Here is a 16,658-nt window from a genome sequence, read left to right as displayed (position 1 = left end):
CGTTTCCCCCCGTGCCCCCATCGCGCCGATCTTGCACTTTTGGTCGCCGATATGAGTGGAACGGCCCTTATGTCGCGACAGGAAGTGCAAGATCGCTGAAGAGGACCGACCGGCGAGGCAGTGCGGCTCGGTAGGGACGTCAGTCGGTGGGGGTGTTGGCCGTCAGCAGGGCGGTGAGGGCCGGCGCGGCCAGGGCGACCGCCCGGGTGCTGCCCGTGTCGACGGCCAGCCCCCAGGTCGGGTCCGGCCAGTCCTCGAACAGTTCGGCGCAGGGCAGCGCGACGAACGGCACCCCGTCCCCGGCGAACGCGGCGAGCGCCCCGGGCGAGGTGAAGACCGGCAGCAGCGGCGCGCCGGTCGCGTCGCCGACCACCGTCCACGGGAAGGCCGCATCCGGCGCCGGTTCCCCGGAGAGGGGGACGCACACCGGGGCGCCGGCCAACGCTGCGAGGTAGCCGGGCAGGTCACGCCGGCCGACGGCCGCGGCGAGCACCGCCACCACCGCCGGCTCCGCCGCCTCGACGGGCGCCGGGCCAGGTCGTGCGGCCTGCGCCGCGGGTCCAGGCCGTGTGGCCTGCACCGCCGGGCCAGGGCTCGCCGCCGGTGGCACCGCCCGGCAGGAGAGTGCGCCGGGGTCGTCGGTCAACACCTCGGCGGCGGTACGGGCCACGAACGCGCTGAGCCGCTCCACCTGCTCCGGGGTGCGCGGTGCCTCGTACCACCAGCCCTCGTCGCCGGTCGGGCGGTGCCAGCCGAGCGCCGCCAGGCGTGCGTTGTCGTGGTCGGGGCAGACCACCCGCACCACGTGGCGGCGCACCAGCAGCCGGATCCCGCGCGGACCGGCGGTGAGCTCCAGGTCGGTGTCCCGGTCGCAGCGGGCGACGGTGTCCCGCAGCCGAGCGGCGATCTCCGGCCAGGTCGGCGACGGCGACGTCACGCCGGTGGGCCGGGCAGGCGGTCGTCCAGCCTCCCGAGCCGGGCCACGGTCTCCTCCAGCCGGCCCAGTGCCGAGAAGTCGCCAGGCGTGCCGAACAGGTCGCCGAGCCCGGCGCCGAGCGCGACGTCCAACCCCTCGGTGTGCTCGTCGACGTGCCCGGAGGCGACCTCGCGTGCCCGCCGGTACGCGTCGAGCACCAACTCGGCCACCCCCTCCGTGCCGGTGCGCAGGGCGGCGGGCGCCAAGGTGAGGCCGGTCAGCGCGCCGGTGGCGTCGACGGTTGCCGAGACCAGCCCGCTCTCGTCGGCCGCGGTGCCGGACAGCTCGGCCAGGTCGTCGCGGAGGCCCGCGAACCGGCGCTCGATGTCGGCGATCCGCCCGGCGAGCGCGTCGAACGCGGACGACGGGTCCGTCATGAGATTCCTCCCCGTGAATCGTGCGACCGGGTGGTGCCCGGCGGCCGGGAGATCGTATCGTCGGTGCGCTCGACTCATGGGGGAGGAACGGCATGCCACCGGATATCGATGTCGACGTGCAGGCGGTCCGTCGACTGGAGACAACCGCCAAGCAGGTCGCCAGCTCGCTCGCCGCGCTGGAGGGGCAGATCGTCTCGGCCGGCGACGTGCCGTCGGACGCCTTCGGCCACCTGCCGTTCGCCAGCGACATGCTCCGCGACAAGTACGCCGAGCAGGTCACCGGCGGCAAGGAGCTGTTCGCCGCCGCGAACGCCGCGTTCGGCCGGGTCGCCACGGCGTTGGCCGACACGGCCGAGGCGTACGAGCACAACGAACGGGACCTCGACGCCGGGTTCAAGGCCATCCAGTCGGGGTTGCCCGGATGAGCGGGCCGGCCGGCAGCGCCGTTCAACTGTGGAACGGCCTGGACAGCGCACTCTCCGGGGTGGAGGACGCCGTCAACAGCGTCTGCCGGACCCTGGCCTGGCCACTCATCCAGCTCGTCGACATGGTCGACGGCGAGCCCGCCGTGCTGCGCGCGAAGGCCGCCGAGTGGGACGCGCTGGCCGCGCAGGTGCGTGACCTGGCGCAGGGGCACCGCGGCGTCCGCGAGTCCGCGCAGGCTGGGTGGCGCTCACCCTCCGGGGTGGCGTACGGGCAGCGGCTGACCGAGGTCGAGCAGCAGATGCTCGACGTCGCCGAGCAGTTCGCCGCTACCGCCGAGTACCTGCGCAGTGTCGCTGACGGCCTGCAGACCGTGCACGACGTGCTCGTCGACCTCTGCGTCGAATTCGTGAATTTCCTGCTCGTCACCCTGGTGACGGCGTTGCTGATGGCGCCGTTCACCGCCGGGGCGTCCTGGGTGGCCGGCATGGGCGTCGCCGTGGCCAGGGGCATGATCGTGCTCACCCGGATGCTGAAGGTCATCCGGCCGTTGGCGACGCATCTGCAGAAGGTCATCCGCCTGCTCCAGCGGGTCATGCTGTATCTGCGCAAGCTGCGTACGCACCTCGACAAGCTTGTCGACATGCAGAAGAAGCTGCGCACCGGCCAGAAGTACGCCGACAAGCGGCACGCCGCCGGCAAGGCCGACAAGTGGTTCCACAAGTTCCTCGACCCCACGAAGGGCACCTACAAGCTGGGCAAGTCAGGTTCCCCGTTCGACATGGGCGCCCTCGACCGGGCCGCCGCGCTGCGGGCGCACGGGGTCGCCGACGGCGCCCGGGTGATCGCCCGAGACTGGGCGACGAACCTGCCGTGGAACGTGCCGAACTCGGTCGTGCACGGCGTCACCTGGGGGACCGTCGCGTTGACCAGCGGGCTCTCCGTTCCCGGCAGCGACCAGGTCGGCGACCAGGTCGACCAGGCGGTGCAGGGCGGGGCAGAGTGGATCGACCAGAATGTCTTCGGGCAACCGCCGGCGGGTCAGCCGGCGGGCCGTTAGGGAGGAACGCGTGACGGCAGGGGAGCGAGGCCGGCTCGGTCGGTTCGCCGACGCGGTGCTCGGCGGCGCGCGGGCCGCCCGGGACAAGGCCCGTGAGCTGCGCGACGAACTCCGCACCAGCGACGAACCCGAACGTGCTCTCGTCGCGCCACTGCTGCCCGGTCAGGAGCTGCGGTACGTGGGGCTCGGCCCGGTCCGCGCCCCGCAGACCCACAAGGCCGGTCGGCAGCTCGGCGATGTGATGGCCGACGAGTTCGTCGACTCGCTCGACCCGAAGGTGCTGTTCGGTCTGCTCAACATCGTCAACCCGGTGGTCTGGGTGGACGCGGTGCTGACGCCGGTCCGGCTGGCCGCGGGCGTGCTGTTGCTGCCCGGCAACGCCGGCGCCATCGCGGCCGGTGTGCCGGAGGCGGCCGAACCGGAGCCGGCCCCACCACACCAGCGGGTGCAGCGGGATCCCATTCCGCTCACCGAGGAGCAGGAGGCGTTCCGCGCCCTGTTCCGGCTCAGCCTGTACCGCCCGCTGGCCGAGCAGTTGGCCGAGATCGCGTACCGTCGTCGGTTCGTCTTCAGCGGCGACCTCGCCACCCTCGCCGGCAGCCTGTTGCTCTTCCTGGAGCGTTACAGCGGCACACCGCTGGCGGTGACCGACACCCACCTGCACCTGCTGCGGATGGGCTCCCGGCCGGACGCCGACCGGCCCGACCGACGGCAACCGCGGGTGCTGTGGAGTGTGCGGCGCGACCGGGTGGCCCGGGTCGACTCGGAGCGCGGCGCGACCGGGCTCGTACAGCTGACGTCCACGATCGTCTTCGACGACGGCTCGTGGATCCGGCTCACCCAGCCCGCGCTCCGCGACGACCAGTCGCGCTTCCTGACCGCGATCCACGACCTCCCCGGCCAGCGCCCCCAGCCGTGACCCGGCGCGTGGGCCAGGCGTGACCCGGCGCGCGGGCCAGCCGTGACCCGGTTGGGCGGTCAGCCGTCGCGTTCGGGGTAGCCGACCGGCACCGCGGAGACGTCGTCCAGCGCGGTGGTGATCTCCTCGGGCAGGGTGATCCGTTCCACTGCGAGCGCGCCGAGCAGCTGCCCGACCGTGCGGGCGCCGAGGATCGGCGCGGTCACGCCGGGCCGGTCCCGGATCCACGCCAACGCCACCTCCAGCGGCGACACCCCCAGCCCGCCGGCCGCGGTGGCCACCGCCTCCACGATGCTGGAGCAGCGCGGCTCCAGGTATGTCGAGACGAACCGCTCGAAGTGCGGCGAGGCGGCCCGGGAGTCGCCCGGACGGCCGTGCCGGTACTTGCCGGTGAGCACACCCCGGCCCAACGGGGACCAGGGCAGCACCCCGAGGCCGAGCGCGTCACACGCGGGCAGCACCTCCCGCTCCACGCCCCGCTCCAGCAGCGAATACTCCACCTGGGACGCGACCACTGGCGCACGCCCCGGCCAGGCGGCCTGCCAGGCGGCGGCCCGCGCGGTCTGCCAGCCGGAGAAGTTCGACACCCCGACGTAGCGGACCTTGCCGCTGGCCACCGCGTGGTCCAGGGCGGCCAGGGTCTCCTCCAGCGGGGTGTCCGGGTCGTACCCGTGCACCTGGAACAGGTCGACGTGGTCGGTGCCGAGCCGGCGCAGCGACGCGTCCAACGTCCGCAGCAGGTGCCCCCGGGAGCCGTCCCGGCGTCGGCCACTGCCGGGGCGCAACCCGGCCTTGGTGGCGATCAGCAGATCCTCGCGGGGCACGAGGGAGCCCAGCAGCGAGCCGATCACCGACTCGGCGTCGCCGTCGCCGTACACGTCGGCGGTGTCGATCAGGTTGCCGCCCGCGTCGAGGTAACTCTTCAGCTGAGCGGCCGCATCGTCGGCGTCGGTGTCCCGGCCCCAGGTCATGGTGCCGAGCGCGAGCCGCGAAACCGCCAGCCCGCTTCGGCCGAGCGGTCGCTGTTGCATGGGTGAACCTTATTTCGAACCTGCCGCCACCGATATCCTCGCTCCCGTATCTCTGCCGGTTCTGCCGGTTCCGCCGCCCCGGGCTGCCCCGATGGAGGGGGGATCAAAGGTGTCGAGCCGGTGATCGAGTCCGTTATCGGCATTGCGTAACCTGGGGCGACCTGTGCCACGGATGGGGGAGGACCAGTGCGACTCGGGCTCAGTCTCGGATACCAGACGGCGTGGAGCACACCTGCCGACCACCTGGCGCTGGCCCAGGAGGCGGACCGGCTGGGCTACTCGGTGGTGTGGGCGGCGGAGGCGTACGGCTCCGACTCGCCCAGCATGCTCGCCTGGATGGCCGGCCAGACCGAACGGATCGACGTCGGCGCCGCGGTGATGCAGATCCCCGCCCGTACGCCGGCGGCCACCGCCATGACCGCCGCCACGATCGACGCGCTCTCCGGCGGCCGGTTCCGGCTCGGCCTGGGCGTCTCCGGCCCGCAGGTGTCCGAGGGCTGGCACGGCGTGCGTTTCGCCAAGCCGCTGGCCCGGACCCGCGAGTTCGTCGACATCGTCAAGCTGGCCATCGCCCGCAAGGAGGTGGCGTACGACGGCGAGCACTACACGCTGCCGCTGCCGGACGGGCCGGGCAAGGCCCTGCGTCTGGGCTTCCACCCACCACGCGAGCACATACCGATCTACCTGGCCGCTGTCGGCCCGAAGAACCTGGAGCTGGCCGGCGAGATCGCGGACGGCTGGCTGGCCGTGTTCTACGCCCCGGAGTTCGCCGAGGAGCAGCTCGCCTCGGTGCGCGCCGGCCGGGCCAAGGTCGGCAAGGAGCTGGCCGGGTTCGACGTGGTGCCGTCGGTGCCCGTGGTGATCGGCGACGACGTGGCCTCCTGCGCCGAACTCGTCCGCTGGTACGCCGCGCTCTACGTGGGCGGCATGGGCAGCCGGCAGCAGAACTTCTACAACCAGCTCGCCACCCGGATGGGCTACGGCGACGCCGCCCGCGAGGTGCAGGACCTGTACCTGGCCAAGCGGCAGCGCGACGCCGCCGCCGCCGTACCCATGGAGTTCATCGACCGCACCTCGCTGCTCGGCCCGAAGGAGCGCATCGCCGAGCGGATGCGGGAGTACGCCGCCGCCGGCGTCACCACGCTGTCGGTGACCCTCTTCGTGGCCGACCGGGACAGCGGTGTGCAGACCCTGCGTACCGTCGCCGAGGCTCTCGACCTCTCGGGAGTCGGCGAGTGACCTGGGTCGAGGCCATCGTCCTGGGCATCGTCCAGGGACTGACCGAGTTTCTTCCGGTCAGCTCGTCGGGGCATCTGCGGATCACCTCGGCGATCTTCTTCGACCGGGACGCCGGCGCGTCGTTCACCGCTGTCACCCAGCTCGGCACGGAAGCGGCCGTGTTGATCTACTTCGCGAAGGACATCTGGCGGATCACCCGGACGTGGCTGGTCGGCATCAGGGACAAGTCGGTGCGCTCCAGCCTCGACTACCGGATGGGCTGGTACGTGATCGTCGGCTCGATCCCGATCGGGCTGTTCGGCTTCCTGTTCAAGGACCAGATCAAGACCGCCGGGCGCAACCTGTGGGTGGTGGCGACCACGCTCATCGTGTTCGCGTTCGTGCTGGCGTTCGCCGAGTACTGGGGGCGGCAGACCCGCACCCTGGAGAATTTCCGGATGAAGGACGGCGTCGTGATGGGCTTCGCCCAGGCCATGGCGCTGGTCCCCGGGGTGTCCCGCTCCGGCGGCACGCTCACCGCCGGCCTGCTGCTCAACCTGACCCGGGAGGCGGCGGCACGGTACTCGTTCCTGCTGGCCATCCCGGCGGTGGTGATGTCCGGCGTGTTCAGCCTCGGTGACGTCTTCGAGCCGTCCGCCCCGGGCACGTCCGTGCCTACCGTGGCCCAGACGCTCGTGGCCACCGTCATCGCGTTCGCCATCGGCTACGCGGCCATCGCCTGGCTGCTGCGCTACGTCGCCCACCACACCCTGTACGTCTTCGTGCTGTACCGGGTCGCGCTGGGCACCCTGGTCCTGGCCCTGCTGTTGACCGGCACTATCGACGCCACCTGACCGACCTGCCGACGGCCCTCGGCTCCGCCCGCGGGCGGAGCCGAGGGCCGCAGTCGTCGGGTCGCCGCCCGGCATGACCCCGGGCGGTGCCTCCGGAGCCCGCCACGGCCCGGCGCGGGGCCCAGGTCATAGGGTGGTCCCGTGGCGACCCTTCTTCTTCTGCGACACGGCCGAACCACAGCGAACGCCGACGGTGGCCTCGCCGGCCGCCAGCCGGTCGAGTTGGACGACACCGGCCGTGCCCAGGCCACAGCGGTCGGCGAGCGGCTGCGGGCGGTGCCACTGGCGGCCGTGGTGACCAGCCCGCTCATCCGGTGCCGGCAGACCCTGGAGTTGGCGCTCCCGCAGGCCGCCCCGGTGGTCGAGGACGGGCTGATCGAGTGCGACTACGGCAGCTGGGAGGGGCAGCCGCTGAAGAAGCTCGCCAAGGAGCCGCTCTGGCCGGTCGTCCAGCAGCACCCCAGCGCGGCGGTCTTCCCGGGTGGGGAGGCGATGGCGGCGATGGCGGCGCGTGCCGTGGCGGCGGTGCGCTCCTGGGACGCCCGGGTGAGCGCCGAACACGGGCCGGAGGCGGTCTGGCTGGCGTGTAGCCACGGCGACGTGATCAAGGCCATCGTGGCGGACGCGCTCGGCGTACACCTGGATGCCTTCCAGCGGATCGTGGCCGACCCGGCGTCGGTGACGGCGATCCGGTTCACGCCGCTGCGTCCGTTTCTGGTGCGGCTCAACGACACCGGCGGCGACCTGGCGGCACTGGTGCCGCCGCCGGCCAAGCGGCGTCGGCGCGCGAACCGCGTGGCCGACTCGGACGCGGCCGTCGGCGGTGGGGCGGGTGCGTCGCGGTGAGGCGCGTCACGACAGCACCCCCGGCCGGGGCGTCAGCGCACGCCGGCAAGGCCGCCACGCCCGGGTTTAGTCCCTGGTACGCCGGGCGCGCCGTCGCCGTGGCGATTCGCGTCGGTGGGGTGCGCGAGGCCAAGGCGGGCCGGATAGGGTCGTGGGTATGACCCACCAGGTGCACGCCTTCGAACCGCCGGAGCGGTTCGTCGCCGGGACTGTCGGGCCGCCGGGGGAGCGCACGTTCTTCCTGCAGGCCCGCGGCGGCGGCAGGCTGGTCAGCGTCGCGCTGGAGAAGGTCCAGGTTTCCCTGCTCGCCGAGAAGCTCGAGGAGCTGCTCACCGAGGCGCAGCGTCGCTTCGGGGTGGACCTGCCCGAGCTGGCGGCGGTGATCGGCGACAACGAGCCACTGGACACTCCCGTCGACGAGGAGTTTCGGGTCGGGACCCTCGGGCTGGCCTTCGACGTGGACACCGCGACAGTGGTGATCGAGGCGATCGCGGCGGGCGAGGTGGAGCCCGAGGTCGAGCTCGGCGACGAGGACGACGACGAGGACGACGACGAGGACGACGAGCCGGACGAGGACCTGGATCGGCTCCGGGTCCGGCTCACCCCGCAGGCGACCCGCCAGTTCATCGAGCGGGCCCGGCGAGTGGTCAACGCGGGCCGGCCACCGTGCCCGCTCTGCGGCCAACCGTTGGACCCCGCCGGGCACCTCTGCCCGCGGCACAACGGTTATCACCGGTGACCTCGTCCGGCCTCCAGCCTCGCCAGGACGGCGACGCCGCGCTGCGGCTGCTGCGTGACGGCGTCCTCGACCTGGAGGGTCGGCTGGTCGACGCGTCGAACACGACGCTGCGCGGCATCCTGACCCTGGACGGGCTGACCGCCCGCTGCGTCTACAAGCCGGTCCGGGGCGAGCGCCCCCTCTGGGACTTCCCCGACGGCACCCTGGCCGGTCGGGAGGTTTCGGCGTACCTGGTCTCCCGGGCCACCGGATGGGACCTGGTGCCGCCCACAGTGCTGCGGGACGGCCCGTTCGGCCCCGGCTCCTGCCAGCTGTGGATCGACGAGCCGGAGGACGCCGAACCGCTTGTCGGTTTCCTGCCCGCCGGGGAGTTGCCGCCGCGCTGGATCCCGATCGCCGCTGCCCGGGACGACGACGGCGCCGCGTACGCCCTCGCCCATGCCGACGACCCGCGGCTGGCCCGGCTCGCGGTGCTCGACGCGGTGCTCAACAACGCCGACCGTAAGGGCGGTCACGTGCTCGTCGGTGCCGACGACCGGATCTACGGCGTCGACCACGGGGTGAGCTTCCACGTGGAGGACAAGCTGCGCACTGTGCTCTGGGGCTGGGCTGGTAAGCGGCTGCCCGCGGACGCCGTGGAGATGCTCGACGCGCTGGCCGGGCAGGTCGCCGGTGCGCTCGGCGCGGAGCTGGCCGACCACCTGACGATCAGCGAGGTGGCCGAGGTGGCCGCCCGGGTCGACCGGCTGCGCGAGACCGGCAGCTTCCCCCAGCCTCCGGAGGACTGGCCGGCGATGCCCTGGCCGCCCATGTGAACGGCTGTCATCTTGATCACTCGTGGGGTGCTCCGGCGTCGTCGCCGGGCTGGCTAGGCTGATCCCATGGAGTCTTGGGCGGGACACGAGGTGCCACGGCTGCCGGGCAGGGGCGAGCCACTGGCGTTGTACGACTCGGCGCGGCAGGGTGTCCACTCGAGTGAGCCAGCCGACGCGGGGAGCATGTACGTCTGCGGCATCACCCCGTACGACGCCACCCACCTCGGCCACGCCGCCACCATGATCACGTTCGACCTGGTGCAGCGGATGTGGCGCGACGCCGGCCGCCCGGTGCGCTACGTGCAGAACGTCACCGACATCGACGACCCACTGCTGGAGCGGGCCGCCCGCGACGGCGAGGACTGGGTGGTCCTGGCGATGCGCGAGACGGCGCTGTTCCGGGAGGACATGGAGGCGCTGCGGATCATCCCGCCGGCGCACTACGTGGGCGCGGTCGAGTCGATCCCGGACATCGCCGACAAGGTCGAGGTGCTGCTCAAGGACGGCGCCGCGTACCGGCTCGACGACGGCACCGGCGACGTCTACTTCGACATCTCCGCCACGCCCCGCTTCGGCTACGAGTCGAACCTGACCCGTGAGCAGATGCTGGAGATCTTCCCCGAGCGCGGCGGCGACCCCGACCGGGCCGGCAAGCGCGACCCACTGGACCCGCTGCTGTGGCGCGGCGCCCGCGACGGCGAGCCGTCCTGGCCGGGCGGCGAGCTGGGCCCGGGCCGCCCCGGCTGGCACATCGAGTGCGCGGTGATCGCGCTCAACCTGCTCGGCGACCGGATCGACGTGCAGGGTGGCGGCAACGACCTGCTGTTCCCGCACCACGAGGCGTCCGCCGCGCACGCCGAGCGGCTCACCGGCCAGGCGCCGTTCGCCGAGCACTACGTCCACGCCGGGATGATCGGCCTGGACGGCGAGAAGATGTCCAAGTCCCGCGGCAACCTGGTCTTCGTGTCCCGGCTGCGCGCCGACAAGGTCGACCCGATGGCGATCCGGCTGGCGCTGATCTCCGGGCACTACCGCAGCGACCGCACCTGGACCGACGACCTGCTCACCGCCGCGTACGAGCGCCTGGACCGTTGGCGGCGGGCCGCCGCCGCGCCCGCCGGGCCGTCCGGGGCTGAGCTGCTGGCCGAGGTACGCGCACGCCTGGCCGACGACCTGGACACCCCCGGCGCCCTGGCCGCAGCCGACCGCTGGGCCGAGGCAACCCTCGCCGGCGCCACGGACGATCCCGAAGCGCCCGCCCTCTTCGCCAAGACGGTGGACGCCCTCCTGGGCATCCGCCTCTAATCCCCAGCGTGGCTCGGGCTCAGGCCCCGCGCTGGCTCGGGCCCTCGCCCCGCTCGGGGCGGGGCCTGACGCTGCGGGCCGCGCCCCAACGCCTCGCCGTCGATCTTGCACATTCTGACGTCACGAAAGTTGCCAAGCCGGGGCCAAAGGGCGACAGAAAGTGCAAGATCGACGGGCCAGGCCGGGCCGGGCCGGGCCAGGCCGGGCCAGGGTGGGGCAGGGCCGTGGGTGACGGCTAGCCCAGGACCAGGCCGGGGTCGGGTTCCGGGTCGGGCGTTGGGCCGGGGATCTTGTACTCCTCGGTGAGGGTGGTCATCGGGCCGGGCCAGGTCGCCTGGGACACCTCGATCGGCTTGCGGTGCGCGTCGTAGGCGACGTGCAGCAGGTGCAGTACGGGGGTGTCCGGTCGGATCTGGAGGGTTTCGGCCTCCTCCCGGCTCGGCTGGCGGGCGCTGATCGTGTCGGTGGCCGAGGCGTACCGCCGTCCGGTGGCTTCCTCGGCCTCCTGGTAGAGCGGCCGGCCGAACGCCTCGGTGCGCTCCAGCGAGGTGCCGGCGGTGTCGCGGGGCAGGAACCAGGAGGCGCCCACCTCGACGGGGGAGTCGTCGGTGCGGACGAGGTGTCGGCGGCAGAGCAGGTCGGTGCCGTCGGACACGCCGAAGGCGTCGGCCACCTCGGCGGGGGCGGGGGCGTGCCCGACGGAGACGAGTTGTTGACGGTATCGGGCGGCCAGGTCGGTGTGGTAGCCGCGGAAGCCGCCGTACCGGCCTCGGGAGAGGCGGTTGAGGCGGCGGCGGGTGCCCCGGACGTACGTGCCGGAGCCGGGTTTGGTGATCAGGATGCCCTCGACCCGCAGCTGGTCGACGGCGCGTTGCACTGTCTGCTTGGCGACGCCGAACATCTCGGCGATGGCCGGGATGGACGGCAGCCGCTCGCCGGGTCCCCAGTCGCCGCGGCGGACCTGGGCCTTGAGCTGCGCGGCGATCTGTCGGTGCGGGAACTCGGCGGCCCCGGGATTGATCTGCACACCCGCCTCCTTGATCACATCTAGGTTCCTAGGATGCCCCAGCGGGTGTGACGGCGCTACCCCGGACACGCGAAAACGGGCCTTCGAACCACAAAAGGTCCGAAGGCCCGCAGCGGAACAGTGCTACCAGGAGCCGGCCGTGGGACCGGCGGAACCACCCCGGCGGCGCAGGTACTTCTCGAACTCCTGGGCGATCTCGTCACCGGTCAACGGGGTGATCCCCTCGTCGCCGACCCGTTCCTCCAGCTCACGGACGTACTCGCCCAGCTCGGCGTCCTGCTCGGCGGCGCTGCGCACCCGCTGCTCCCACTCGGCCGACTCCTCGGCCAGGTCGGCCATCGGCACCGGCAGGTCGACGACCTCCTCGACGCGGTGCAGCAGCGCGAGGGTGGCCTTCGGGCAGGGCGGGTTGTTGGCGTAGTGCGGCACGTGCACCCAGAACGAGACGGCGTCCACCTCGGCGCGGGTGCAGGCGTCGTGCAGCACGCCGACGATGCCGGTCGGCCCGTCGTACCGGGTGGGGGTGAGCTGGTAGCGCTCGGCGGCCTGCGCGTCGGAGGCGCTGCCGCTGATCGGCAGGGGCCGGGTGTACGGCACGTCGGCCAGCAACGCGCCGAGCAGCACCACCCGTTCCACCTCCAGGCTGTGGCAGATCTCCAGCACCTGCTCGCAGAACGTCCGCCAGCGCATGCTCGGCTCGATGCCGCGGATCAGCACCACGTCCCGGTCGGTGCCCTCCGGGCTGGCCACCATGAAGCGGGTCGTCGGCCACTCCACCCGGCGGGTCTCCCCGTCGGCCATGGTGATGGTGGGCCGGCTGACCTGGAAGTCGTAGAAGTCCTCCGGATCCAGCTCGGCGATCTGCCGGGCGTTCCAGACCTGCTCCAGGTGCTCGACCGCGGCGGTGGACGCGTCGGCGGCGTCATTCCAGCCCTCGAACGCGGCGATCGCCACCGGGGACCGCAGCACCGGCAGTCCGTCGAACTCGGTCACGCCGTCACCTCACCCTGCTCGTCGCGGCTGGCGCCGGGACCGCGCCCGGTCGTCATACCGTGGGGCACGGCGGCGTCCCTGTTGTCCTTCACGTCCGTCAGCCTACGTGCAGGGCGAGGGTGCGGCCCGTCGGCCGCGCCGGTCGGCCGCTCCGACAGCCGGTCATACCCGAACGAACCAGACAGGGTGATCCCGGTGACACAATAGGGGATCGCCCGAGTGTGGGCCTGGAGTCCGGCGGAATCGCACTAACCTGAACGGGTGCGGACTTCATTGATGGATGTGCTGGCCGAGCGAATTCTCATCGCCGACGGCGCGATGGGCACGATGCTGCAGGCCGCGGACCTCACGCTCGACGACTTCGACGGGCTGGAGGGCTGCAACGAGATCCTCAACGTCACGCGCCCGGACGTGGTGCGCGGGGTGCACGACGCCTACCTGGCCGCCGGCGCGGACTGCGTGGAGACCAACACCTTCGGCGCCAACCTCGCCAACCTCGCCGAGTACGACATCCCGCAGCGCATCCGGGAGCTGTCCGAGGCGGGCGCCCGGATCGCCCGGGAGGCCGCCGACGCGGCCAGCACCCCGGAGCGTCCCCGATTCGTGCTCGGTTCGATCGGGCCGGGCACCAAGCTGCCCACCCTCGGGCACGCCGACTACTCGACGCTGCGCGATGCCTACCAGGAGAACGCCGCGGGTCTGATCGTCGGCGGCGCGGACGCCTTGATCATCGAGACCTGCCAGGACCTGCTCCAGGTCAAGGCGGCCGTGGTCGGGTCGAAGCGGGCGATGGCCGAGCTGGGTCAGTCGGTGCCGATCATCTGTCACGTGGCCGTGGAGACCACCGGCACGATGCTGGTCGGCAGCGAGATCGGGGCGGCCCTCGCGGCGATCGAGCCGCTCGGCGTGGACCTGATCGGGCTCAACTGCTCGACCGGTCCGGCCGAGATGAGCGAGCACCTGCGCTACCTGTCGCAACACTCCCGCATCCCGCTGTCGGTGATGCCGAACGCCGGCCTGCCGGTGCTCACCGCTGACGGGGCGTACTTCCCACTGAGCCCCGTGGAGCTGGGCGAGGCCCTGGACCGGTTCATCACCGAGTACGGCGTGGGGTTGGTCGGCGGCTGCTGCGGCACCACCCCGGAGCACATCCGGGTGCTGTCCGAGCGGCTGCACGGCGTCACCGCCCCGGCCCGCGAACCCCAGCACGAGGCGGGCGTCTCCTCGGTGTACCACCCGGTGCCGTTCGCCCAGGACGCGTCGGTGCTGATGGTGGGGGAGCGGACCAACGCCAACGGTTCGAAGGCGTTCCGGGAGGCGATGCTCGCCGGCGACTGGCGCGCCTGTGTGGAGATCGCCCGCAGTCAGGCGCGCGACGGCTCGCACCTGCTCGACCTCTGCGTGGACTACGTCGGCCGCGACGGCACGCAGGACATGCGGGAGTTGGCCGGCCGGTTCGCCACCGCGTCCACCCTGCCGATCATGTTGGACTCCACCGAGCCGAACGTGGTGGAGGCCGGGTTGGAGATGCTCGGCGGCCGCTGCGTGGTCAACTCGGTGAACTTCGAGGACGGCGACGGCCCCGAATCCCGGTACGCGCGGGTGATGCCGATCGTCCGCGAGCACGGCGCGTCGGTGGTGGCGCTGCTCATCGACGAGGAGGGGCAGGCCCGTACCCAGGAGTGGAAGGTCCGGGTCGCGGCCCGGCTGATCGACGACCTGACCGGCCGGTGGGGCATGGACCGCGCCGACATCCTGATCGACGCGCTGACCTTCCCGATCGCCACCGGGCAGGAGGAGACCCGCCGCGACGGCCTCGAGACGATCGAGGCGATCCGGGAGATCTCCCGCCGCTACCCGGGTGTCAACTTCACCCTGGGCATCTCGAACATCTCCTTCGGGCTCAACCCGGCGGCCCGGCAGGTGCTCAACTCGGTGTTCCTGCACGAGTGCGTGCAGGCCGGCCTGACCTCGGCGATCGTGCACGCCAGCAAGATCCTGCCGATGTCGAAGATCCCCGACGAGCAGCGCGAGGTCGCCCTGGACCTGGTGTACGACCGGCGTCGCGAGGGGTACGACCCGGTGCAGCGTTTCCTGGAGCTCTTCGAGGGTGTCGACGTCACAAGCGCCCGGGCCAGCCGGGCGCAGGAGCTGGCGGCGCTGCCACTGGACGAGCGGCTCAAGCGGCGGATCATCGACGGTGAGCGCAACGGCCTGGAGGCCGACCTGGACGAGGCGATGGCCGGCGGCCGGTCCCCGCTGTCGATCATCAACGACATCCTGCTGGACGGCATGAAGGTGGTCGGTGAGCTGTTCGGCTCCGGCCAGATGCAGTTGCCGTTCGTGCTCCAGTCCGCCGAGGTGATGAAGACCGCGGTGGCCTACCTGGAGCCGCACATGGAGACCCTCGAGGACGGCGGCAAGGGCCGCATCGTGCTCGCCACCGTGCGCGGCGACGTGCACGACATCGGCAAGAACCTGGTCGACATCATCCTGTCCAACAACGGCTACGAAGTGGTGAACATCGGCATCAAGCAGCCGATCAGCGCCATCCTGGACGCCGCCGAGCAGCACCGCGCCGACGCGATCGGCATGTCCGGGCTGCTGGTGAAGAGCACAGTCATCATGAAGGAGAACCTGGCCGAGATGGCCACGCGCGGGGTCGCGGAACGTTGGCCGGTCCTGCTGGGCGGGGCGGCGCTGACCCGCGCGTACGTCGAGGACGACCTGCGGTCGACGTTCCCCGGGCAGGTGCACTACGCGCGCGACGCTTTCGAGGGTCTGTCCCTGATGGACCGGGTGATGACCGCCAAGCGCGGCGGCGCCCCGGTGATCGACCCGGAGCGGGAGGCGGCTCTCGCGGCCCGGCGGGCCCGCCGGGAACGGCAGCGCTCGATGGTCACCACGTCGCTGCCGGAACTGCACGACTCCTCGGTCCGCTCCGACGTGGCCGCCGACGTGGCGGTGCCCACCCCGCCGTTCTTCGGCACCCGCGTCGTCAAGGGCGTGCCGATGGCCGACTACGCGGCGCTGCTCGACGAGCGGGCCACCTTCTCCGGGCAGTGGGGGCTGCGCGGCGCCCGGGGCGGTAGCGGACCCTCCTACGATGAACTGGTCGAGACCGAGGGCCGGCCGCGCCTGCGGTACTGGCTGGACCGGCTGATCGCCGACCAGGTCCTTGAGGCAGCCGTGGTGTACGGCTACTTCCCCGCGTACTCCGAGGGCAATGACCTGGTGGTGCTCGACGAGAACGGGCACGCGGAGCGCGCCCGGTTCTCCTTCCCCCGGCAGCGGCAGGAGCGGCGGCTCTGCCTGGCGGACTTCTTCAAACCCCAGGGCGACCAGCTCGATGTGGTCGCGTTGCAACTGGTCACCGTCGGCCAGCCGGTCAGCGAGTACGCGGCGAAGCTGTTCGCCCGCAACGAGTACCGCGACTACCTGGAGGTCCACGGGCTCTCCGTGCAGCTCACCGAGGCCCTCGCCGAATACTGGCACCAGCGCATCCGCGCCGAGATGACCCTGCCCGACGGCCGTCCGCTGGGGCACGACGACCCGGCGGATCTGGCCGGCATCCTGCACAACGACTACCGGGGCTGCCGGTACGCGTTCGGCTACCCGGCCTGCCCCGACCTGGAGGACCGGGCGAAGATCGTGGACCTGCTCGGCGCGGACCGGATCGGGGTCGAGCTGTCCGAGGAGTTCCAGCTCATGCCGGAGCAGGCCACCGACGCGATCGTGGTCCACCACCCGGAGGCCAACTACTTCAACGCCAAGTAACTGGCGCAGGCGCCCTTACCTGCACCTGAGGTCGTCCGGAAGGCCGCTGAACGATGATCAGGCCGTCAGCGGCTTCCGGGTCGTCCTTGTCGGCCTGGTCCGCACCGAACGCGGTGGCGATGGCTCGGCGCGTTCGGTCCTTGCTGGTCGGCAGGAGATGCGTGTAGGTCCGCAGGGCGAAGCCTGGTCCATTTCTCAGGTTCCGTAAGAGCGCGGTCCCCGGCGACGCTCTAATCCTGGCCTCAGGTTGATCGGGGACGATGAGCGGCAAAAGCATCGGCTGGAAGGGGGCGGTCCG

General features: G+C 72.1%; 15 protein-coding genes. 10 read left to right on the top strand and 5 right to left on the bottom strand.

The genetic code is table 11. The features are described 5' to 3' along the window. Positions 1 to 139 precede the first annotated feature (139 nt). On the bottom strand, positions 140 to 937 hold the full coding sequence (locus KBX71_RS34675) for an SseB family protein (protein ID WP_210821347.1): 798 nt from the start codon (positions 935 to 937) through the stop codon (positions 140 to 142). Then, positions 934 to 1,353 carry a YbaB/EbfC family nucleoid-associated protein gene (locus KBX71_RS31330; RefSeq protein ID WP_210821346.1) on the bottom strand — a complete coding sequence of 140 codons (420 nt, stop codon included), beginning with the start codon at positions 1,351 to 1,353 and terminating at the stop codon, positions 934 to 936. Before KBX71_RS31330 ends, KBX71_RS34675 begins: the two co-directional genes overlap by 4 nt. Before the next feature lie 92 nt (positions 1,354 to 1,445). Here KBX71_RS31330 and KBX71_RS31325 point away from each other — a divergent pair, with 92 nt between their 5' ends. From KBX71_RS31325 to KBX71_RS31315, 3 genes are read left to right on the top strand one after another with little or no spacing between them, the layout of a single operon-like run. Next, positions 1,446 to 1,778: a hypothetical protein gene (locus tag KBX71_RS31325; RefSeq protein ID WP_210821345.1), complete on the top strand. Its 333-nt coding sequence runs from the start codon at positions 1,446 to 1,448 to the stop codon at positions 1,776 to 1,778. After that, positions 1,775 to 2,836, top strand: a complete 1,062-nt coding sequence (locus tag KBX71_RS31320; protein ID WP_210821344.1) for a WXG100 family type VII secretion target — start codon at positions 1,775 to 1,777, stop codon at positions 2,834 to 2,836. The genes KBX71_RS31325 and KBX71_RS31320 overlap by 4 nt, the downstream gene beginning before the upstream one ends. A 10-nt stretch (positions 2,837 to 2,846) precedes the next feature. Beyond that, entirely contained in the window at positions 2,847 to 3,755 is a 909-nt protein-coding gene (locus KBX71_RS31315; protein ID WP_210821343.1) for a hypothetical protein, read from the top strand. A 59-nt stretch (positions 3,756 to 3,814) separates the two neighbouring features. Here the strand turns inward: KBX71_RS31315 and KBX71_RS31310 are convergent, their stop codons facing one another. After that, positions 3,815 to 4,786, bottom strand: coding sequence for an aldo/keto reductase (locus KBX71_RS31310; protein ID WP_210821342.1), 972 nt, complete (start codon positions 4,784 to 4,786; stop codon positions 3,815 to 3,817). Positions 4,787 to 4,972: 186 nt separating this feature from the next. Between KBX71_RS31310 and KBX71_RS31305 the strand changes: the two genes are divergently transcribed. From KBX71_RS31305 to mshC, 6 genes are all read left to right on the top strand, one after another. After that, positions 4,973 to 6,025, top strand: a complete 1,053-nt coding sequence (locus tag KBX71_RS31305) for an LLM class F420-dependent oxidoreductase (protein WP_030332780.1) — start codon at positions 4,973 to 4,975, stop codon at positions 6,023 to 6,025. Further along, positions 6,022 to 6,858, top strand: a complete 837-nt coding sequence (locus tag KBX71_RS31300; protein ID WP_124822548.1) for an undecaprenyl-diphosphate phosphatase — start codon at positions 6,022 to 6,024, stop codon at positions 6,856 to 6,858. Before KBX71_RS31305 ends, KBX71_RS31300 begins: the two co-directional genes overlap by 4 nt. A 141-nt stretch (positions 6,859 to 6,999) precedes the next feature. Further along, positions 7,000 to 7,704: an MSMEG_4193 family putative phosphomutase gene (locus tag KBX71_RS31295; RefSeq protein ID WP_210821341.1), complete on the top strand. Its 705-nt coding sequence runs from the start codon at positions 7,000 to 7,002 to the stop codon at positions 7,702 to 7,704. A gap of 157 nt (positions 7,705 to 7,861) precedes the next feature. Next, positions 7,862 to 8,443: a DUF3090 domain-containing protein gene (locus KBX71_RS31290; protein WP_210821340.1), complete on the top strand. Its 582-nt coding sequence runs from the start codon at positions 7,862 to 7,864 to the stop codon at positions 8,441 to 8,443. Continuing rightward, a complete protein-coding gene (locus KBX71_RS31285; protein ID WP_210821339.1) occupies positions 8,440 to 9,258 on the top strand; it encodes an SCO1664 family protein in 819 nt (272 codons plus the stop codon). Before KBX71_RS31290 ends, KBX71_RS31285 begins: the two co-directional genes overlap by 4 nt. A gap of 66 nt (positions 9,259 to 9,324) precedes the next feature. Then, complete coding sequence (gene mshC / locus KBX71_RS31280; RefSeq protein ID WP_210821338.1) at positions 9,325 to 10,563, top strand: cysteine--1-D-myo-inosityl 2-amino-2-deoxy-alpha-D-glucopyranoside ligase; 1,239 nt, start codon at positions 9,325 to 9,327, stop codon at positions 10,561 to 10,563. A 235-nt stretch (positions 10,564 to 10,798) separates the two neighbouring features. Here mshC and KBX71_RS31275 read toward each other — a convergent pair whose 3' ends face one another. After that, positions 10,799 to 11,590, bottom strand: a complete 792-nt coding sequence (locus KBX71_RS31275) for a GntR family transcriptional regulator (protein WP_210821337.1) — start codon at positions 11,588 to 11,590, stop codon at positions 10,799 to 10,801. A 123-nt stretch (positions 11,591 to 11,713) separates the two neighbouring features. Further along, positions 11,714 to 12,583, bottom strand: coding sequence for a PAC2 family protein (locus KBX71_RS31270; RefSeq protein ID WP_030332815.1), 870 nt, complete (start codon positions 12,581 to 12,583; stop codon positions 11,714 to 11,716). Between the two features lie 276 nt (positions 12,584 to 12,859). Between KBX71_RS31270 and metH the strand changes: the two genes are divergently transcribed. Continuing rightward, on the top strand, positions 12,860 to 16,360 hold the full coding sequence (metH, locus tag KBX71_RS31265) for a methionine synthase (RefSeq protein WP_247684429.1): 3,501 nt from the start codon (positions 12,860 to 12,862) through the stop codon (positions 16,358 to 16,360). The last annotated feature ends 298 nt before the right edge of the window (positions 16,361 to 16,658 follow it).

It is taken from the genome of Micromonospora sp. D93, assembly GCF_018070365.1.
Lineage (GTDB): Bacteria > Actinomycetota > Actinomycetes > Mycobacteriales > Micromonosporaceae > Micromonospora > Micromonospora ureilytica.
The sequence above is the reverse complement of the archived record's forward strand: the minus strand, read 5'-3'. Positions and strand labels throughout refer to the sequence as shown.

Bases quoted from the DNA above. Each gene is read 5' to 3' on its own strand.
- KBX71_RS31330 (WP_210821346.1), bottom strand. From the start codon at position 1,353: ATGACGGACCCGTCGTCCGCGTTCGACGCGCTCGCCGGGCGGATCGCC.
- KBX71_RS31325 (WP_210821345.1), top strand. From the start codon at position 1,446: ATGCCACCGGATATCGATGTCGACGTGCAGGCGGTCCGTCGACTGGAG.
- KBX71_RS31320 (WP_210821344.1), top strand. From the start codon at position 1,775: ATGAGCGGGCCGGCCGGCAGCGCCGTTCAACTGTGGAACGGCCTGGAC.
- KBX71_RS31310 (WP_210821342.1), bottom strand. From the start codon at position 4,786: ATGCAACAGCGACCGCTCGGCCGAAGCGGGCTGGCGGTTTCGCGGCTC.
- KBX71_RS31290 (WP_210821340.1), top strand. From the start codon at position 7,862: ATGACCCACCAGGTGCACGCCTTCGAACCGCCGGAGCGGTTCGTCGCC.
- mshC (WP_210821338.1), top strand. From the start codon at position 9,325: ATGGAGTCTTGGGCGGGACACGAGGTGCCACGGCTGCCGGGCAGGGGC.
- metH (WP_247684429.1), top strand. From the start codon at position 12,860: ATGGATGTGCTGGCCGAGCGAATTCTCATCGCCGACGGCGCGATGGGC.